The 20549-nt window shown below is 60.5% G+C and carries 11 protein-coding genes and 4 pseudogenes; 7 read left to right on the forward strand and 8 right to left on the reverse strand.

Annotation, left to right across the window (positions count from 1 at the left end; genetic code table 11):
* A pseudogene (locus ASG57_RS26890) lies at positions 1–471 on the forward strand (hypothetical protein); the annotation flags it as partial.
* A gap of 287 nt (positions 472–758) precedes the next feature.
* On the forward strand, positions 759–1151 hold the full coding sequence (locus ASG57_RS39460; RefSeq protein WP_230646903.1) for a copper-binding protein: 393 nt from the start codon (positions 759–761) through the stop codon (positions 1149–1151).
* 195 nt (positions 1152–1346) lie between these two features.
* On the opposite strand, the gene ASG57_RS26900 is transcribed toward ASG57_RS39460, so the two are convergent.
* The gene (locus tag ASG57_RS26900; RefSeq protein WP_057198329.1) at positions 1347–2783 is read right to left on the reverse strand and encodes an IS1182 family transposase; all 1437 of its coding nucleotides are present in this window, start codon (positions 2781–2783) and stop codon (positions 1347–1349) included.
* Between the two features lie 40 nt (positions 2784–2823).
* Positions 2824–3479: pseudogene (locus ASG57_RS26905) on the reverse strand (IS630 family transposase); the annotation flags it as partial.
* A gap of 280 nt (positions 3480–3759) precedes the next feature.
* Between ASG57_RS26905 and ASG57_RS26910 the strand changes: the two are divergent.
* Positions 3760–3879: pseudogene (locus tag ASG57_RS26910) on the forward strand (ATP-binding protein); the annotation flags it as partial.
* Positions 3880–4636: 757 nt separating this feature from the next.
* Here the strand turns inward: ASG57_RS26910 and ASG57_RS26915 are convergent.
* Together ASG57_RS26915 and ASG57_RS26920 are read right to left on the reverse strand one after the other, a co-directional pair.
* Complete coding sequence (locus ASG57_RS26915; protein ID WP_057198333.1) at positions 4637–5422, reverse strand: copper resistance protein B; 786 nt, start codon at positions 5420–5422, stop codon at positions 4637–4639.
* 9 nt (positions 5423–5431) lie between these two features.
* Positions 5432–7486 carry a multicopper oxidase domain-containing protein gene (locus ASG57_RS26920; RefSeq protein ID WP_057198334.1) on the reverse strand — a complete coding sequence of 685 codons (2055 nt, stop codon included), beginning with the start codon at positions 7484–7486 and terminating at the stop codon, positions 5432–5434.
* Positions 7487–8591: 1105 nt separating this feature from the next.
* Here ASG57_RS26920 and ASG57_RS39465 point away from each other — a divergent pair.
* Both ASG57_RS39465 and ASG57_RS26935 read left to right on the forward strand, forming a co-directional pair.
* Positions 8592–9524 (forward strand): hypothetical protein, encoded by a 933-nt coding sequence (locus tag ASG57_RS39465; RefSeq protein WP_230646902.1) that lies wholly within the window; start codon positions 8592–8594, stop codon positions 9522–9524.
* Positions 9521–10297 carry a cytochrome c3 family protein gene (locus ASG57_RS26935; RefSeq protein ID WP_057198336.1) on the forward strand — a complete coding sequence of 259 codons (777 nt, stop codon included), beginning with the start codon at positions 9521–9523 and terminating at the stop codon, positions 10295–10297. Before ASG57_RS39465 ends, ASG57_RS26935 begins: the two co-directional genes overlap by 4 nt.
* Before the next feature lie 1093 nt (positions 10298–11390).
* On the opposite strand, the gene ASG57_RS26940 is transcribed toward ASG57_RS26935, so the two are convergent.
* From ASG57_RS26940 to ASG57_RS26955, 3 genes and pseudogenes are all read right to left on the reverse strand, one after another.
* Positions 11391–13199: a glycoside hydrolase family 15 protein gene (locus ASG57_RS26940; protein ID WP_057198338.1), complete on the reverse strand. Its 1809-nt coding sequence runs from the start codon at positions 13197–13199 to the stop codon at positions 11391–11393.
* Between the two features lie 1023 nt (positions 13200–14222).
* Complete coding sequence (locus tag ASG57_RS26945) at positions 14223–15374, reverse strand: patatin-like phospholipase family protein (RefSeq protein ID WP_082529056.1); 1152 nt, start codon at positions 15372–15374, stop codon at positions 14223–14225.
* A 376-nt stretch (positions 15375–15750) separates the two neighbouring features.
* Positions 15751–17031: pseudogene (locus tag ASG57_RS26955) on the reverse strand (aldehyde dehydrogenase family protein).
* Positions 17032–17271: 240 nt separating this feature from the next.
* Here ASG57_RS26955 and adhP point away from each other — a divergent pair.
* Both adhP and ASG57_RS38145 read left to right on the forward strand, forming a co-directional pair.
* Positions 17272–18297, forward strand: coding sequence for an alcohol dehydrogenase AdhP (adhP, locus tag ASG57_RS26960; protein WP_057198342.1), 1026 nt, complete (start codon positions 17272–17274; stop codon positions 18295–18297).
* 184 nt (positions 18298–18481) lie between these two features.
* On the forward strand, positions 18482–19042 hold the full coding sequence (locus ASG57_RS38145) for a hypothetical protein (RefSeq protein ID WP_156402835.1): 561 nt from the start codon (positions 18482–18484) through the stop codon (positions 19040–19042).
* A 1050-nt stretch (positions 19043–20092) separates the two neighbouring features.
* On the opposite strand, the gene ASG57_RS26970 is transcribed toward ASG57_RS38145, so the two are convergent.
* Positions 20093–20383: a copper-binding protein gene (locus tag ASG57_RS26970; protein ID WP_057198346.1), complete on the reverse strand. Its 291-nt coding sequence runs from the start codon at positions 20381–20383 to the stop codon at positions 20093–20095.
* Positions 20384–20549 lie beyond the last annotated feature (166 nt).

Genomic DNA, 20549 nt, shown 5'->3' on the forward strand with positions numbered 1-20549 from the left:
AAGACTTCCTTGCCGATGTCGATGCCGATCGAGGCCAAAGGTGTGGTGGTCATGGGCTGCTTCTCCGGATGCTGTAGGGTAGTCTTTACAGACTATCCCCGCGGGGGAAGCAGCCGGTCCATCCCATTAGCGGACGTCGGCTTCGCGATTGGCGCCGGCACCGATGTCGCGATGGAGAGCGCCGACGTGGTGCTCATGAAGAGCGACCCCTATGACATTGTTGGCGCCATCGAGCTCTCCCGCGCCACCCTGCGTAAGATGCACCAGAACCTGCTCTGGGCGGTGGCCTACAACGTGGTGGCGTTTCCCATGGCGGCCGGCGTCCTCTATCCCTTGGTCATCAGCCCCGAGGTCGCTGCGCTCGCTATGTCGGGCAGCTCGGCATTGGTGGCGATCAATGCCCTGCTCCTGAAACGGGCGCGGCTCGAAGGCATTCACAGACCACATCCTCAGGCCGTTGTTAAGGGATGACGGAGCCGCCACGTTTTGTCGTCGCCCCAACGATCTTCGCTGTCGCGCACTGAGGATTTGAGGCGTGAGCTATAAACCGTACGTCGAATCGAAAATCAGACAGTTGGGTTGATCTGCAATGCATCGAACGGATTAGTGTAGTAGCCTCATTTGGCGCCCGTTCTCTTGCAGTTGCTTGATCCAAATCAACCCTTTCGGAGCACGCCGTGATCTAGTTGCGCTATCGAACGCCCCTAGCGCATAGCACGTTGGTCGGCGCAGAGCGCGCAAACCCAGGAGGACATATCGTGCGCCAAGCAGCAGCCATTTCCGCCGCAATAGCAATTGGCCTCGTGAGTTTCTCGATCCCTGCAGCTGCCGAGCCACTTACATCGACGCGAAGCGAGTGGCTGGACAAGCTCGATCGGGAACATAGACAGCTTGTTTCTCCGTCGGGACACGTGCATGCAAGGGGGCAGGTCCAGGCTGTCGATATGGGCCCCGGTGCGGCTTCGGTCACCATCCTGACCGAGGCGATGGAAAGCCCTGATCGCAGCATTAGGATGCCGGCAATGGAAATGCCCTTCCACGTCACGAACCGTCGCATGCTGAAAGGGTTGCGACCGGGAGATTTAGTGGAATTTGAGGCCGCCCGGCTGAAGAATGCTCTGATGGTCACGAACATCCGCAAAGCGCGCTAGTGCCTCTCGGGAATTTACCCATTCGAGATCTGGCGTACGCTAGTGTCCCAGGCCGTGTGAAAATCCCGCAACTTGGGGCGCTCCGGCGCATTTCATGGCCGCCGAGCTTCTAATTCGGTGGAATGGACCTCGTGTCGTCTCAGTGGCAATCGGGAGCTTCATGTAGGCGCTGATTTGGTCGCGCAGAGGCTGGCCTCACGCCTGCATCGCCTCCAGCAATCCGCCTACGCCGACGATCATCATCACGCGCTTCATGTTGTAGGCGAGCACGGTGAGCGCCATCTCGGTGGCCACCTTTGGCAGCTTTTTCGTGAGAAAGTGTGTTGCTCCCATCCAACACTTCATCGTGCCGAACGGATGCTCCGCTGTCTGACGGCGGACACCCATGGCATTGGGGTTGTGGTCGAGCCGATCCTGAACTTTCTCCAGAACGGTCTCGTGCTCCCAGCGTGTGATGCGGCGCTCGGGGCCTGTCGTGCACTGCGCTTTTAGCGCGCAGGTTTTGCAGGTGCTTGTCCAATAGCGGCGCAGTGTCTTTCCGTCCTCTACGTTCGTATAGTGATAAGTTAGCCGCTCGCCGGCGGGACAGCGATAAACATCGTCGGCGGCGACATAGACGAAGTTCTGTTTGCCGAAGCGGCCAGCAGCTTTAGCGCCCGAAGTCATCGGCTTCGGCAACGTCACCGTGATGTCGGCTTCCTCGCAGGCCCTGATCTCCTCTCCATCGTAATAGCCGCGGTCTGCCACGACTTCGAGCGTCTCGACAGCCATCTCGTCGCGAGCCTGCCCGGCCATATTGGCGAGTTGGTGGCGATCGGTGCCCACGTTGGTCACCTCGTGAGCCACGATGAGATGATGCTGCGTATCAACTGCAATCTGCACGTTATAGCCAACGATCCCGGTGTCCTTTCCACTTGTCGCCATCGAGCGCGCGTCAGGATCGGTCAGCGAGATCTGCTTGTCCTCACTCTTCATCATCTCCGCATTGATCGCGTTTAGCCGAACGATCTCCTCCTTGAGCTTCTCGATCTTGCCTTTCAACCTCGCAACTTTCGCCTCTGGCACTGCATCGCCGTGCCGATCGGCGGTCTCGAGCTGCGAGAGATAACGGGCGATGCTCTCGTCGATTCGCTCCAGACGGCGCTTCATCTTTGCCTCAGTGAAGTTCTTGTCCCTCGCATTGACGGCCTTGAACTTCGATCCATCGATGGCGACGCTCGCTGCAACAAGCAGATCAAGCTTGCGGCACAGCGCGACGAACTCGCGGCAGACCTCACGAATGGCCTTGCCATTGTCTTTGCGGAAATCTGCGATGGTCTTGAAGTCCGGCGCCAACTGCCCAGTCAGCCAGATCATCTCGATACTGCGTTGGCATTCCCGCTCCAGGCGTCGGCTCGACGGAACCCGATTAAGATAGCCGTAGATGTAGAGCTTGAGCATCGTACCGGGGTGATAGCTAGGTCGGCCGGTGTCGAGCGGCTGGACACCGACAAACCCGAGCTTGTCGAGATCGAGACCGTCGACGAACACGTCGACCGCTCGCACCGGGTTGTCCTCAGTCACATAGTCGTCGAGCGATGCCGGAAACAGTGTGCTCTGCCCGCGATCCAATCCTTCAACAAAGCGCTTCATCAGATGCCCCGCAAAATCGCCGGGAATCCTATCGCGCGAATCACAGCAAACAGAGCCTTTTCACACGGCCTGGGCCTGAACCAGAAGTTCGCGGCATCGGGTGGTGTTTTGCCGGGGCATTGTATCGGCAGAAGCGTTCGATGGAAGCAAGGATGTCACGGCGGACTTGGTCCATCGGAACGGTTTTGGATCGGCGTTGTGTCGGTCGATGAACGAAGTGATGTCAGCCCTGAGAGCGGCGACGCTGCGATAGATGCCGCGCCTGATCTTCTTATCGGTCAGGAGCGCGAAGAAGCGCTCGACCTGGTTGAGCCATGACGAACTGGTCGGGGTCAGGTGCACGTGCCAACGCGGCCGTTTGACCAGCCATTTTCGGATCAAGGGGGTCTTGTGCGTGGCGTAATTGTCCATGACGAGATGGACGTCGAGTTCACGCGGCACGGCAGCCTCGATCTCGTCGAGGAACTTGCGGAACTCGGCAGCGCGATGGCGTCCGTAGCACTTGCCGATGACCCGTCCGCTCGCAATGTCGAGGGCGGCGAACAGCGATGTGGTGCCGTGCCTTGTGTAGTCATGGCTTCTTCGGGCCGGTTGGCCGGGACGCATTGGCAGCATCGGCTGACTGCGGTCCAGCGCCTGGATTTGGGATTTCTCATTCACACATAGAACGATGGCGTGCTCCGGCGGCGAGACGTAAGCCTCAGATTCGCGCTCAAATGTTGCATCAATGGGATGAGCGTGCGCGCGCTGATACGCGGCAGATCGGCAATGCTGGCGCAGTTTGGCGGCTCAGCGAGATCTGTCGACGCGATCCGAATCCCCCGCCGCCGTCCATCCGGCAGCGCGACAACGATGTAGGCGGGACCGCGCCCCGATCGTCCCTTCAAGACGGCAAGCCGCTGTCCAAACAGAAAATGATGCGGGTCGGTAATCGTGACGTGAGACACGACCCGGTCAAGAATAGGGGTACCTTGCCGTGTTCGGTGATCCCACCTATGCCGACGCCGTGCTCGATCGCCTCGTCCACAATGCCCATCGGCTCGACCTCACCGGCGAGAGCCTGCGCCGAACCCGGCAATCCGCCCGAAAGGCCTGAGCCCGTGACGCTGTGGACATGCCGCTTCGCTTGGACAACGCCAAGGCGTTGCCCACATGCCCACAGCAACCGCAACAGAAAACACAACAGGTTCAAGCCGCGATTCCAGTTGACCGCGCGGCTCGCCTAGTGCCAGAGAAACTAGGCAGCCAGAACGCCTCGCCCCCGGGGGAGATCAAATCGGAAAGGTGGGCGACATCGTCTCGGAATCCCCGGGCGACTTCATATCGGTACACCCGGGCGACTTCGTCGGAATCCGCAATCCTTGGCACAGCGACGCGAATCTACTGCGAATCTACGATTGCGAACTTGTGACTCGGGACACTGGAGGAACATCGCCAGCAACGGGTCTACGATCGCCTCTAAGGTTCATCCGCCGACTGCTGGCTGGACTACTTAGCATTTCGGTGCCGCCCAACTCCGTGCGACGCGGGGTCGACTGAGCATCTCGACCAGCTTCGGACTCTCCCGGAGCCAAGGGAATGACGCTCGAGGCGGACGGACTTCACAAGGGCCGCAATAGTCGCCACCGAAATCATCCGTGTGCATCTGACACCGGACACTGCCGGCGGTCGGCGACTCGCCAACAGCTGCATGCCTCGTTCGAAGACGATGGCGGCGGCAGTAGTCTCAGGGTGAGCGGCGCAATCGAGAAAGATGAAGCGGCAGGCCAAGAAAGTCCTCCAGCGAACGCTTCAGCACTGCAGCGATCGATAAAAGCTCTTATCCGCAACCTTGCCGCAATCTGATCGTGGTCCTACCAGAACAGCCGTACGCCGGCGACGAACGACACGTTGGATACCGCTTCGCCGTTGTTTCTGGCAATTGTCGCCGTCTGGCCGACCTTGCGATCCCAATTGACGCCGATATAGGGCGCAACGTTGCGCGTGAACTCGTAGCGCAAGCGTGCCCCCAGCTCGAAATCGGTAATTCCAGCGCCTAATTCCAGGTCCGCTACCGGCTGCGCCTGCAGCTTGACATCGATACGCGGCTGCAGGATCAGCCGGTTGGTGATCAAGAGATCATGGAAGGCGGTGATCGAAGCGGAAACCTCGCCCTTTTGACTGATGTAGGCGTCCGCATCGATTTCAATGAAGCCAGGTGCGAGGCCCTCCACGCCGATGACGGCGTAGGTCCGGCTCGATTTTTTGGAAAAGTCCTGCCGAACACCGAACTGGGCATCGAAGTAGTAGGTCAAGAGGCGCGAATAGAGGACCTGAAACTGGCCCTCCTCGAGGTTCCTGGCTTTACCGTTGTAAAAACCCTCGGACTTGAAGAACAGCTTGTCGTAATCGGTGCCGACGAACGCCTCCATGTCCCAGCGGGCACTAGCGCCCGTGTTTGGACCGCCCCATTCGAGCTTGTCGAAACGCAGGGCGCTGAAAGGCTGCTGATCGGGGAAGTTTATGCCGGAGGGACTGCGCAGGTACCATGGCGCAGCTTCCGTGTATGATGGAGCCGTTTGAGCCCCAGCGGGCGCGCTGATTGCTGCGCCGGACAATACGATTAGTGCGATGCTTGCGACGTGAGGGATACGGTTCATGGAGCCCTCCTAGCGAGCCGACGCCGTCTGCCGGACGACTTCGATCTTGCGCATCATGCCGGTTTCCATGTGATAGAGCTGGTGACAATGGAATGCCCATGGTCCTTCAGCATCCGCGGGAACGTCCACGTCAACCGTAGCTCCTGGCTTCACGTTGACGGTGTGCTTCTTCGGGTTGCGGGCGCCGTTTCCGACATCTGGCAAAAGCCAAGTGCCGTGGATGTGCATCGGATGGTTCATCATCGTCTCGTTGATGAGGCGGAATCGGGCGCGTTCTCCGTACCGGAGTACGATGGGCTCCGCTTCGCTGAATTTTCTGCCGTTGATCGACCAGAAGTATCTCTGCATGTTGCCGGTCAGCCGCATCTCGATGATCCGATCGTAGGGCTTATACGGGTAGGGATTGAGGGCCTTGAGGTCCCGATAGGATAGAACCTTCGTCCCCGGAGGTGCGCCCGTGTCGTTGAGGAATGGGTCGGGCGCTCCATGTCCAACCTTGACGCCGACACTCTCCATGTCCTCTCCGCCACGCAGGACATAGGCCTGCGGCCCCTGTTGAACTCCGCTGTCGGCCGGCGCAACCTGACCCTTCCGGTCTCCGCCGCCCATTCCCGACATGGAGGAATGACCTGGCATATCCTTCATCTGCGCCAGAGCATCCGACCGGTCCGGCGCAGCGTTGCTCATTCCCGGCATGCTTTCGTGCTTCATCCCCGGCATGCCCGAGGGCTTGCCGCGCTTGGCGGGTTTCGTGCTCTGCTTGGAGTCCTTCGGACCCATGGACATGCCGGACATTCCCCGCTTCGCCCCGGCGCCGCCAGGCTGCATTCCGGACATATCGCCGGTACCGCCCCGATCCGACATTCCCCCCATGTCGCCCATGCCGATTGCCATGGCGACCGGATCTTCGGGCACGACATGACCTGGCATATCCTGCTCCGGATGCGGGGTGCCACGGTCGCCGCCCTTCGGCCCGAGGTTCATGCCCATCTCCGCCATCGAGGCGAGAGGTCGTAACCGGTGCGCGGGCAGTTCGCCCACCATTCCCGGCCGCGGCGCCAAGGTCGCGCGCGCAAAGCCCGTGCGGTCCATCGGCTCTGCGACGATCGTGTAGGCTCGGTCCTCCGTAGGTTGCACGATCACATCGTAGGTCTCGGCGTTGCCGAAGCGAAATTCGTCGACCACCACCGGCTGAACATTGTTGCCATCCGCCTGGACCACCTTCATCTTCAGTCCGGGAATGCGAACATCGAAATAGGTCATCGCCGAGCCGTTGATGAAGCGCAATCGAATGCGCTCGCCCGGTCTGAACAGAGCGGTAAAGTTCTGTTCTGGCGTCTGCCCGTTGACGAGGAATGTATAAGCGGACACGTCCGAGATATCTGTAGGGTCCATCCGCATTAACGACCAGGCAATGCGATCGTTGATGATGGCGCGGCGCGCTTCTTCGGATGGTGCCTTGCTCAGTTCCTGGACCAGACTGATCAAGGTGCGCCTGTTGAAATTATACCAACTGGCATCCGCCTTGAGATTATTAATGATACTCTTGGCTTCATCACTCCAATCCGAGAGCATGATAATGTAGTCGCGGTCGTAACGGAAAGGATCCGCTGCGCGTGGCTCTACAATCATTGGGCCATAGATACCCAGTTGCTCCTGCTCGCCGGACGAGTGGCTGTGGTACCAATAGGTCCCGGATTGCTTGAGCTTGAAGCGGTAGGTGAAGGTCTGGCCGGGCGGTATGCCGTCGCCGTACCCTGGTGAAATGCCCGGCACTCCGTCCATTCCCGGCGGCACAATCAAGCCATGCCAGTGAATGGAGGCATTCTCGTCGAGACGATTGGTGACGTTGATCACCACGTTCTCGCCTTCTTTGAAGCGAAGAACGGGACCCGGCAGCTGGCCGTTGATCAGCAAAGCCTCGTTGCTGCGCCCCGTGATGTTGACCGCATGCCGCTCGAGTACCAGATCGTAGGTGCCGGCGTGGGCGGGTGCGGTGGCCGCGCTTCCCAACAAGAGTACGGCGAGGCCGAGCTGCAAAATGCTCGGAAAATCTTGTGCCATCTGACTGCCCTCCCTTAACGCAAAATTTGTTAGGCCAGCATGGGCCGATTTTCCGTTCGCTCAAAGTGCAAAAATGCAACATCGCCGCTGAGTTTGGAAGGACGTAACTTACGGATCAGAACTGACGCCGTCGCTGGCGTTTGGTAGACGAACAGCGCTTCGGGCGAGCGGCAAGCCTGATCGGAAATCCCGGTGCATATCAGGCGAGCAAATTAGCTCGGACATAACAGCTCGCCGGCCTCGCAACAAGAAACGACAGGACTTGCTACTTGCGTTAGTTGCGCACCCGGCGAGTAAGGCTCGCTGGTATGAATGCGCACCGAGCTAACGAAGCTGGCCAACCCGATGCTCATGGCCAAGGTAAGCGCCACGATTTTGACATGAGTCGTTCGATCCGCGCTGAAAATCGAGTGATTCATCGGCTAATTCCCCTGTGGCACCCGCAGATGAGCCAATCCCATCACCTGCAGCCGTCGATTCGGAACGGCATAATGCGCCTTGGGCGGGACCCCGACATTGCGCTATCGCAAACATGCGTTCTGAATCGAGGCTAGATAGGTACGCTTCATAGGGGCGTCGGCTCATCCAACAGCTTACGTATTGCTTTGCGGACTTCCTCGAGCAACAGCTCGCCAGCTACAGACGGGACGTTCGATGATAGCAGAAGCAGCCGGCTTGACGCCTTGAACTTGGGCTTGGATATAAAAACGGTGGCAAGTTGAAAAAAATGACGCGCCCGGAGATCTGGTATGTCTCATACTGCTCGGACGATGCGCCCGATGGTGCGAGCAGGCGCGTCCGCCTTACACGCAGGTTTAGAACCGAAACCGAGGCCAAGCGATTTGCCCAAGAGATCATCAACAGCAACCACGCGGTGCTTGCCGGCACCTTGAACCCGCACACGCCGAGGAGAGTGGTCGGGTCCGATTCCATTCTTGATTGGATAGCGGAACGATAAAAAGTAGAGGGGCTTCACCTCTCGTGGGGAAGCGATTGGCGAGAGGCGCCAGCGGGATCCTCGCGTGAGATTTGTTGTATACGCAGGTGATCATCGGCGCGGCGGGCAACCCTGAAAGGTTGCGGCCGGTTGTGAGTCCGGATACCGATGGCCGATCTCAACGGCCGCAGGAGTGCGAGCATGTCCGTTCATTGTCGAAAACGCGCTCTGAAGCAGCGTAATTCCCGCCCGCAGCCCCCGCAGCGCGCGTTCGCAGCGCTCGCCCGGTCTCTTATTGCCGCCGCCTTCGTTGCGAGCTTCACCGTTCAAGCTCTGGCGCAGATGTCGGGCGGCGGCCATGCCGACCATCATCCCGGCACTGGCGCCCCAGCAAACCCGATGACTCCGTCTGGCACCCCGCCTGCGGGGGGGCCGGGCACGCAACCCTCGATGGGGTCGGGCGCCGGCGGTATGGGTGCTGCTGGCGGGATGGGCGAGATGATGAAAGGGGGCGGAATGGGCGAGATGATGGGTCGCCCACGTAAGGAATTCTATCCCTCCCTGATGGACATGCCGACCCTTTCGGCCGAGCAGCGTCAATGCATCGAGGCCCAAGCGCGCGCCCGCATCAGTAAGGGGGCGGATGAGATCCAGAGTGCCCAGGATGCGCTGCGGCATGCGAATGCGGCCGGAGATACGGCGAGTGCTGAGCAAGCCGCCTCGCGGCTGCGCGATGGCCTCGATCAGGTGAAAAGCAGCACTACCACGCCGGAAACACCGACCGAGCTGCGGGAAGAGCAATCCCGGTTGGGGACGCTGCGATCGGCCTACGACCGCACCACCATCGCGCTGGCCCAACGTGCCAGGCTTGAAGACCTCGCCGCCGCCGAAGTCGGCGCGCCGGCCCTGCAGGGCGCCACCGTCCTGCAGCTCGTCGAGGGGATTGCCGATCTTGAATACGCAATCGGGTCCCGCGAGGTGATCAAGAAGATATTCACGCGCTGGATCGTTGCGCATGTCGTGGCCGCGATCCTGATGTATTTTCTGCTCGCGCTGCATATCGGCGGTGAGATCTACTATGGACTGCGGTGGCTCGCGTGAAAAAGCTTGGGGTTTTCTATACGGTGCTGATCGCCATCGCAGTCGTGGCCAGTTTGACCACGGTCGCCACGCTCTATCGCTCGGGCTCAGGATCGGTGCCGGCCTGGTCGAAATCGTTTCAGCCTGGCCAGCTCTCGGTCAAACACGCCTTCCTGACCGACAAATGCGAGTCATGTCACACCCCGACCCTGGGGGTCGAGGCCAAGAGCTGTATCGCCTGCCACGCCACCGCGGCAGCAGATCTTGCGAAGCAGTCGACCGCCTTTCATGCGAAGGTGCAGGACTGCCGCGGCTGCCATGTTGAGCACCAGGGCGCTGGCCGTCCGACACGGATCAACCATGCGGCGCTCCTGCGGATCGGCTCGCACCTTGCCGTTGGGGCCGAAGGTCATCCCGGCGTGCCGACCGAGATGGTCAATGACATCGCCGATTTTCTGGGCGTGGCGGCATCACGATCGGCCGAGAAGAACGCCCTGGATTGTGCGAGCTGTCACAGCAACCGCGACCCGCACAAGCAGCTCTTCGGGCGCGAATGCGCGGGATGTCACGAGACGACGACATGGCGGATCGCTGGATTCCTCCACCCGTCGCCGACTTCCAAAGAGTGTGCGCAATGCCATCAGGCGCCGCCAAGCCATTACATGGAGCACTTCAAGATGGTGTCAATGAGGGTCGCGGGCAAGGAGCATGCCCAGGTCAACCAGTGTTACCTCTGCCACCGGACCAACTCGTTCAACGACATCAAGGACGTCGGCTGGTACAAGCACCATTGACCGAAGCCGTCGGCGACAATCTGGGTGGGAAGCATGCTCATCCGGATCGCCGCGCGGCATCCGCGATTTAGCGAAGGAAAGCGGCATCGAGATTACGTGCGACGCGTACAACTCACGGGCTCACCACGGGATCGTCAGCCGAAGCCGGGCCGCGGTATCGACCGGCGCCTTGCAAGAGGTGCGCGGCAAGGGGCCGAACAATGTGATGCAATCGTGGAGAGCACCGCCGTGATACAGATCAAAATGGAATGGACCGTTCACCGTATAATGTTCATGGAAACGCTTTATTGCGGCGGATGCGGCAGGTCCGATGCGATGAAGCGTAATCCGTCCACATGCGACTGCTGCACGAATGCGCCGCTGCACTCTTGCGGCGAGCTGGATAACGTGGGCAGGAGGCATTTCCGGGGCAGGCCCATCGCCTGATCGATGACATGGAGCACATACAATGCGAAAAAAAGTCAGTGTCGCACTCCTTCTCGCACTTATCGGAGTTATGATGGCCACGACGGCAAGCCTCGCGCAGCCCGACTCGGGTGAGAGGCTCCGGCCAAAAGCCAAATTGGCGCCGCTCACTCATCACCCACAATACGTCGCCCCGACAGGAAAGCGTAAACCTCCAGGAGCGCCTCTTGATGAACGTGGAGGCACGACACCGCTCATCGAGCGCCAAGACCAAGAGATCAAGGACCATACCTTAAAGAGCATCTGCCAAGGCGCGCCTGGCTGCGAAGGCGGGCACCTCAGGAAGCAAGGAAAGCGCGACTAGGAGGGATGCGCCTGCTATCGTGCATGCTTGACTTCCAAACCGACGCGATCCGACTGGACGAAGAGGAGAAGAAGTGGCGTTGTTGTCCGTACCACACCGATCCGCGCCGGATCAGGAGGCGGGGTCAAAGAAAACGCATTGCGACTGGCTGCGCGTCTGCGGCAGCTCCGCTGTGTGGTTCGGCTGAGCACGGGAAGAGGGCGCTGGTTACACCCTGCGATCGTTTCCTGCTTGACGTCTCCTGCCGGATGCGCCGCCCGACTGGCGCCGATTGACAAGGCGCCGCTTTTGGCGCTACGCGGCGCGGATCGACTCGCCGTCGGCTCACTTTGCGGCCGTGGCCGCGCGGGCTTGTGCTGGCTTCGCCGCTTGCGTCAGATTTCGCGCGGTGGTTGCGAGCGCGATATGCGAGAAAGCTTGCGGGAAGTTGCCGAGCTGGCGGCGCGCCACGGGGTCATATTCCTCGGCAAGCAGTCCGACATCGTTGCGCAGGGCCAAGAGGCGCTCGAACAGGCGGCCCGCCTCTTCGTGTCGGCCGAGCAGGATCAGGTTGTCGGCCAACCAAAAGCTGCACGCCAGGAATGCGCCCTCGCCCGCGGGCAGTCCGTCCGCAACCTCCTCGGTATCGTAGCGAAGAACAAACGTATTCTCCACCAGAAGGCGCTGCTCGATCGCGGAAACGGTGCCGCGGATTCGAGGATCACTGGCGGGCAGAAAGCCCACCAGCGCCAGCATGAGCAGGCTCGCGTCGAGGTGGGGGGCGCCATAGGATTGCACGAAGCTGCCGAGATCGGGGTCGTACCCCTTCCGACACACATCTTCATGAATCTGCTGCCGCACCGCGCGCCAGCGATCGAGCGGGCCCTTAAGCCCGAATTCTTCAATGCTCCGAATGGCTCGATCAAAGGCGACCCACGCCATCACCTTGGAATGGGTGAAGTGCCGGCGCTCGCCGCGTACCTCCCAGATACCCTCGTCGGGTTCTTGCCAGATCGTTTCCAGGTGCTCGACAATCGCGCGCTGCAAGGCCCAGCTCGCGTCGCGCATCACAAGGCCGCCCCGCCGGGCCTGGTAGAGTGCGTCCATGACCTCCCCGTATACGTCCAGCTGGAGCTGGCCATGGGCGGCATTGCCGACGCGCACCGGTCGCGAACCATGATAGCCCGTCAGCCACGGCACTTCCCATTCGGTCAAGCGGCGCTCTCCGGCGAGCCCGTACATGATCTGGATCTCCGATGGGCGGCCGGCGACAGCCCGCAACAGCCAGTCGCTCCAGGCCTTCGCCTCGTCAAAGTAACCGCCGTCCATCAGCGACATCAAAGTGAAAGTCGCATCGCGCAGCCAACAGTAGCGATAGTCCCAATTGCGTGCCCCGCCGATCCGTTCCGGCAAGGACGTGGTCGGGGCCGCCACAATTCCTCCCGTGGGCGCGTATGTCAGAGCCTTCAGGGTGATGTGGGAGCGAAGCACAGCCTCATGCCATGGCCCTGTGTGCCGGCAACGCGAGGACCAGTTTTGCCAGAACGCTTCGGTCTCGGCCAGGGCTGCTTCCGGATCGAGGGTAGCGGGTGGCGCAACGTGGGACGGGCTATAGCTCAGCACGAAGGGCACGGTGTCGCCGGCTTCGACGGAGAGTTCCGCAACGGTGCTGAGATTTTCGCCGTGAAACGGAGCCGTTGTTCGCAGGACCACCATGGACGGGCCCGCCACCGCTTGGATTCCGGTGCCGTCCTCAAGCCGCGTGACCCAAGGCACGACCGCGCCGTAGTCGAAGCGGATCACGAGCTCGCTGCGGATCCTCACGCGACCGCGCCGGCCGACAACGAGACGCACGAGGTCCGATACCCCGCCGCGCAGGGCCATGAAGTCGATCACGGTGATCCAACCGCCCGCGCTCTCGAATTCCGTCTCCAGAATGAGCGTGCTGTTGCGGTAGCGGCGACTGACGCGTGGGCTGGGATCCTCCGGTGCGATGCGCCACCGTCCGTTCCCGGGCGAGCCGAGCAGAGCCGCAAAACAGGCGCCCGCGTCAAATCGCGGCCAGCACAGCCAATCGATCGAGCCATCGTGGCCGACGAGCGCGGCGGTCTGACAATCGCCGATCGGGGCATAATCTTCGATCAAAGATCGCATCGGGCGGGCTCCTGTTGCGGGCTGTCCTACAACCCGCCGCCGGTTCGTTAGCTCCCGAACAGCAGCTCCCGCAATTTACGGACGGGGCTGGCTGGTCTGTGTCCCCGGGGTCCACGACGGAATTCGTCTCGCCCACGACAAAGTCCTGATGAAGACAGTTTGTAGCACCTCTGCAAAAATCCTGGTCTCCCTTCACTATACAGGTGTTCAAAAAGTTCGATACTGCGGAACCGCCGATGAATCAGTTCTTGTCGAGCTTGCGAATCGCGTGGAAAGACGGAGCGGGGGACGCCCGACCGACAGGCCAATTGCGAAGCCGAAGCGAGAGCGGCGACGCCCTGATCCGCTCGTCAAGGCTACGCTGCCACCACTCGCCTCGGTTTGTACGGGTTTAGGGTGCCTGCAAGCACGCTGCATGCAGTATTGGTGATTTCTTGAGCAAATCGCTTAGCTTCTATTTCAGTTTTGAACCTGCGGGTAACGCGGACGGTTCTGCCTTCCGCGAGCAGACGCATCATTCGGACAATATGAGACATACCAGATCTCGGGGCTCGTCATCGTATCAACTTAGGACCTCGTATTGCGAATACCTTGTGCCAAATCAAGACCCCTCGAAGATCGGACTGCATCATGGATTGGATATCGGAACGAAAAAGTAGTGCCGGCTCGGGTGCCGGCATCCGAGCCGCCTGTCGTCGAGGTACGGCCGCCAGCTTCTCGGATCCAGCGCTTTATCAGTTTGTCTCGGCGGCGGATCCGCCTTCATACTGCTGCTGTAGTTGATCTCGCGATTTTAGCCTCATCTGCGATGCGATCCCACGATACCTCTGCATCGATCGCCTGTTGCTTGTGAGCCGCGTGAGCTTGCGATCCTGGACCCTGCAGCTCAGAGCCGCGGCCTTCGCTTCCGGCGAGAAGGGAGCGATCTGACGGAACGTTCTGAGTGGAACTCTGCGAGCGGCCGTCCGACGGGCTACGCTCACCGGAGACGCCACTCGCAGCTACGGCGCGGGACGCTGAACATCAGTCATCCGTACGGTGGATATCGTGGACAACAATGCCGCCATCCTGGGCCGGCATTGCCAGCCATTCTGTGTGCCGAAGCGTGCGCTGTGTGTCCTGGTAGCCGCGATTCCAGTGCTCGTGCATCGATTGCGCGCTGAAATCGTAATCCTTGGCTTGGCCCTCGTAGGCCGTTTGTTGATAGATTAAGTGTAGGATCGTGATCTTCGGCAGCCTGCAGAGCTTGTCCTTCAGCGCGCGTTCTTCGTCATCGAGATTCGCATCCCCTAGCTTGTCGAGCAAGCGCCTCAAGATCAGATTCTGCTGGTGGCGTTTCGCATAGGTGTCCGTAATCAGCCGTGTGCGGCTTGAGTAACGGATGTCCTTTTCGCGAGCGAGCACGTCGAACATATCGCGCGGGAGCACGCCTTTTGCGCTGAACAGATCGACCTGAAACACCAGCATGCTGCGGCACTGGGCGTTGTCAAGGAGGTGCTGCAGCGGCGTGTTGGAGACGAGGCCGCCATCCCAATACCAGCTGGAGTCGATCTGCACCATGGGTAGCGCAGGAGGAAGCGCCCCGCTCGCCATGACGTGCTCCGCGGTGATCTCGATTTGTGCGTTGTCGAAATAGTAGAAATTGCCGTTGAGCACGTTGACAGCGCCGGCAGCGTAGTGCGTCGATGTTTGGTTCAGGAGATCGAAATCCACTAAGCGCCGCAGTGTCTCGCGGAGGGGCGCGCTGTCATAGAAGCTGGTGGCGGTGTCAGCGCCGCGAGGACTCATCCAAGGGTTCGGGACGTTCGGCGAAAAAAAGCCTGGCTGCCCGAACATCATGGCCTCGAGGGACGACCAGTTGTTGCGCGCCCCGCGCGCCTCGTCCCCATCAGCTGTGAACGGCCAAGTCGGGCGCGTTATCGTCTCCCAGAACTCGCGCAGGCGATCCAGGCGGTGCTCCGGGGCGTTGCCGGCGATCAACGCGCCGTTGATCCCGCCGATCGAAACGCCCGCGACCCAGTCCGGCTCGAGCCCGGCCTCGTGCAGCGCCTGGTAGGCTCCAGCCTGATAGGCGCCGAGAGCGCCCCCGCCCTGAAGCACCAGCGCAATCCGCTCGCAGCCTTCAGGCTTCCAGGCGCCAAGCGAGCGGCGAATCTTGATAGAGCTTGCATCCATGATAGCTCCGCGTATTGATGGTTCGGTCCGCGCGTGTGTTGAAGCAACACAGCGTTGACGGTTCTTGATCAAGTCGAAGGACTTCTGGGCTCGCTGAGATCTTGGCGAACACCGCTGGGATCCACTTCACCGCAAATGTGAAGAGTGCCTGCGGAGAGAAATGGAGCGCGATCATCGCGATGAGGTTCTCGCGAGTCGCACCCGGGATGAAGGCAGCCATTCCGAGATAGGTGCACAGAGCAAAACCCGTAAGATTGCGCCCTTAGGTTCAAGACGCCGGTGCGTGAGGCTGAGCCGAGGCCTAGCCTCAAACCTCGTTCCAGCCCAATGGGTTCAGTCGCTGCCGCCAACAAAATGCACCGCGGCGACTTCGGATTCAGAACAGACCCAAGGCCTTGGTATCGTAGCTGACCAGCACATTCTTCGTTTGCTGGTAATGATCCAGCACCATTTTGTGTGTCTCGCGCCCGAAGCCGGAGCCCTTGTAGCCGCCGAAGGCCGCATGGGCCGGATAGACGTGATAGCAGTTCGTCCATACCCTGCCAGCCTCGATGCCGCGGCCGACACGATACAAATTGTTGACGTTGCGCGACCACACTCCCGCGCCGAGACCATAGGGCGTTTCGTTGCCGATCGCGATCGCCTCGTCGAGATCCTTGAATGCGGTCACCGACAAAACCGGACCGAAGATTTCTTCCTGGAAGATGCGCATCTTGTTGCTGCCGACGAAGACAGTCGGTTGGACGAAGAAGCCGTGCTTCAGCCTTCCGCCGAGTTCGGCGCGGCCTCCGCCGGTCAGGCACGTCGCACCTTCCCGCTTTCCGATCTCGATGTAGCTCAGGATCTTCTCGAGCTGGCCCTTGGAGCACTGGGCGCCCATTTGGGTCGACGGATCGAGCGGATCGCCGACCTTGATCCTGGCCACGCGGGCCACCGCCCTCTCCACGAACTTGTCGAAGATCGAGTCCTGCACGAGCGCGCGGGAGGGGCAGGTGCAGACCTCGCCCTTGTTGAAGGCAAACAGAGCAAAACCTTCAAGGGCCTTGTCGAGGAAGGCGTCGTTCTCGTCCATCACGTCGGCGAAGAAGATGTTGGGCGACTTGCCGCCCAATTCCATGGTCTGCGGAATGATGGTCTCGGCAGCATAGTGCATGATCTGGCGACCCAGCCCGCGCATCGCGAAGATTGCCCGATCGGCTCGCGAAAATGATAGGCGATCGTGTCGTGATCGATCTCGCCGATGGTGCCTTCCTCGGCGCGGATGCAGGCGGCAAAATAGCGGAAATGATCGGCCGCGAGTGGTACATCGGCATTCATGGTCTCGCGGATCGGCTTGCCGTTGTCGCGGGTTTCGACCTTTGCAAGGAGGGTGAGGTTCTCCTCGATCCGGTCGGCGATCTTGTTGAGCACTCGCGCCCGCTCCGCCGGGGCGGTTCGGCGCCATCCGGGTAGCGCCGCATGAGCCGCATCGAGCGCGCGCCCGACATCGTTCGCATCCGAGCGGGCCCACTTCACAGAGCGTGCTGCCGTCGATCGGGCTCTTGTCCGTGAAATAGCGCCCCTTGACAGGAGCAGCCCATTCACCGTCAACGAAATTGTCATAGCGCGCGCGTAGTTTGCTTACACTGCTTGCGGATGTGATCGGCCGGTCCAGCATATGGAAAACTCCTTGTGGTCAGAGTAGTGCGCCGGACCTCGGTCCACGCCGCTATTGCGGTGGGACGGCCGGAGTGCCGCTCCTCATCAGCAGACGGCTTCCGCAAAGCGCGGTGACCTATCTCAGCTATAGAAATTTCAGCACCAATTTCCCGTGCTGACCTTGAGCTGCATCAACGTCTGATTTCCATTGTGCTCCCTAAACTGGCCGCCGATGTGGTCCAGCCAAGGAGAACGGGTGATGGCGAAAACGATGAAGGCGGCGGTAGTCCACGAATTCGGAAAACCTCTCAGCATCGAAGAAGTCCCAATCCCCGCACCAGGCCGGGGGGAAGTTCTCGTCAAGATCGTCGCCTCCGGCGTCTGCCATACTGATCTACATGCCGCCGCAGGCGACTGGCCGGTCAAGCCGAAACCACCCTTCATTCCCGGGCATGAGGGAGCTGGCATCGTGGCGGCCGTGGGTCCCGGCGTTGTCGGACTCAAGGAAGGCGATGCGGTCGGCACGGCCTGGCTGCACGATGCGTGCGGCCGGTGCGAGTTTTGCGGAACCGGCTGGGAGACGCTGTGCGAAGCCCAGCACATGAGCGGCTATACCGTGAATGGCAGCTTCGCTGAATACGCCATCGGCGCGGCGGACTATGTCGCGCGCTTGCCAAAGAACGGCGACTTTGCTGCGCTGGCCCCGATCCTTTGCGCCGGCGTCACCACCTACAAGGGGATCAAGGAAACCGAAGCCCGTCCAGGTGAATGGATTGCGATTTCCGGCATCGGTGGTCTCGGCCATATCGCCGTGCAATACGCCAAGGCCATGGGCCTTCACGTCGCCGCGCTCGACGTTACCGAAGAGAAGCTCGCGCTTGCCCGGCAACTCGGCGCTGAGGTTACCGTGAACAGCAAGAGTCCGGACGCTGCCGCCCAGGTGGTGAAGGCAACCGGCGGCGGCGCGCATGGCGTGCTTGTCACGGCTGTGTCAGTTCCGGCCTTTGCGCAGGCGCTCAAGCTCGTACGTCGCAAGGGCACCATCGCGCTCAACGGCCTGCCGCCCGGCGATTTTCCCACCCCCATCTTCGACGTGGTATTGAAGCGCATCACCATCCGCGGCTCCATCGTCGGAACGCGCAAGGATCTCGCCGAGGCCGTACAGTTCGCAACCGAGGGCAAGGTGAAGGCGCACATTCACAAGGCGAAACTTGAGGACATCAACACCATCTTCAGCGACCTCGGAAGCGGTAAGGTCGATGGCCGCATGGTCATGACCCTCTGAAAGGGAGCGGGCCTGGACACAGCCCCCGGCCTTTATCGAAGCGGGCAGGGCTCTGCGGGAACGATTGGTGTACCCTCGGCGAACGAGCTGCTTGCCGTTCCAGCGCAGCAATACGAAAGCGCGTTCGCGACCACATTGGGCGGCCGGACATTCCGGCCTAACTATGTCAGCGCGAGCAACGGTCGTGGAGCCGGTCAAGATCATCAATCCAGACGCGAATGAGCCAGCGCGCGGGACCTTCGCTCAAATTTTCGGCCCGTCCGATCTCGCTATCTCACCGGCACACTTCAACCCGGCGAAAACGCACGCGCCCATCGGGGCCCACAACGCGACGCCTCGCGAGATAACAGTCGCCACCAACATCATAGCCGTAAGCACCGTAATAGGGGTAGCCGTAACCCCCGTAGCCATAACCGGGGTAGAAGCCGTATCCGCCAAAGCCAAGGCCCCCATAGTACCCATAACCGCCAAATCCACCATGCCCGCCAAATCCATGGCCTCCAAACCCGCCGCCGCGGCCGCCGAAACCACCACCATGCCCCCCGAATCCGCCGCCGTGGCCTCCAAAGCCACCGCCGTGCCCTCCGCCGCCATGCTGCGCCGCAGCCGGTTGCACATCGCTCATGAACGCAGCGCTCACCAAGAGTCCTGCAAGCGTCACCAATTGCGCAGTTCGTCTGAAATTTCTCATCACCGTTCCTTTCACAACGTCACCTTCAGTCCGAGAACGCGATTATTGCTGTGAAGTTGCATCGGGCGGGCCATGCCGACGCACAATCGTCGTCATCATCAGCGCTTTGCGCCTGATCCAAAAAAACACCGCCTGTTTGCTGGCTATCAGGCCGAGGGCACGCGAGGGGCGGCAAAGTGGCAGGTGCCAGAGCAATTCGGGTCGACGACCAGGCTGTCTCAGTGACGCTCGGATGGCTAAATGGATTGCGCCGGAACCAACTTTCATCACCACGGCGAAGCCCGCGCAACACCTCACCCACGATTACTGCTCCTTTTTTGGCCCCATGTGGTGCGGTACATCGGTCTTGGGTCCACCGCCACAATGGTGGCTGCCGCCCGATGCGGGCTTCGAGCCGGTGCTCTTCTTCCCCATATGGCGCGGGACCTCCGTTCGGTCCACCTGAGTAATGATGGCCGTTCTTCTCAGCCGTAGAGCTCGTCTGCGCCAGGGCCGGGAGAGCAGCGAAGGACATCACAGCGGCTAGGAGCAGCTTGCGGGCATTAATTCCTGTTGCTCCTATGACTGGTCCAAAGGCAATCAAACCAGATGTCTGATCCAGAAACAATCAAGCCTGAAACAAGGACGCAGTGGTTGAGCCAGATCAAGGACCGCGACCTACGACCTGAGTCAATAATGTAAGCACGATCTGGCGCGACGAGCCGTACCAATCTTCTTGTTAAACCAAGCATGGCCTTGCCGTAGCTTCAAATGCGATCGGCAAGCCGCACCGTTGCCTGCGGGTACCTGCAACGGCCGCTCTCGAGACCAGATTCAGATATTGATTCTTGTCGGGTAACGCGGGCATCCGGCGATGTCGCACGAATTCTTGCGACCTCGTTTCTGATAGTTGTCCTCAGTACATATGCTACGCAACCAACGGGATGAAATCGGCGATCGCTGCGCAAAGTTTGCCGACGAGTTGACCGGATTTGGCAACCGGCACACGGCCGAGCTCATAGTGAAGTTCACGGCGACTGTGATTGGCTGACACAGTCGTAGCTCTGTTGCTCTGCGATTTCTCTTAAGCGTTCACCAGACGTTGATTAGCCACTATCAAGCGGCCTACCGCGCTTTTCGGATGTTCGTGATCATCACTGCGTTTTTCAGCCTGGCTGCCTCAAATTCCACTAGATCTCCCGGTCGCAAGCCCTTTAGCATGCGACGGTTCGTGACATGGAAGGGCATTTCCATTGCCAGCATCCGGATGCTGCCATCGGCGCTCTTCATCTCCTCGGTCATGATGGCGACCGAAGCTGCACCGGGACCCATATCGACAGCTTGGACCTGGCCCCTCGCATGCACGTGCCCCGATGGAGATACAAGGTAATTGTGTTCCCGATCGAGCTTGTCCATCCACTCGCTTGGCGTCGGTGTAAGGATCTGGGCGGCTGCAGGCCTAAGAAAGATCGCGAGCCCAAACGAGCTATGCCTGAATCTGGGTGACGGAGCCGATCAGGCGGCGTGGCTTTGCTGGGGCGGAATGACCTCGATGCCGTCGGCGAATCTGGCACCGGCGATG

Origin of the sequence: Bradyrhizobium sp. Leaf396 (assembly GCF_001424605.1) — a bacterium.
Taxonomy (GTDB): domain Bacteria; phylum Pseudomonadota; class Alphaproteobacteria; order Rhizobiales; family Xanthobacteraceae; genus Bradyrhizobium; species Bradyrhizobium japonicum_C.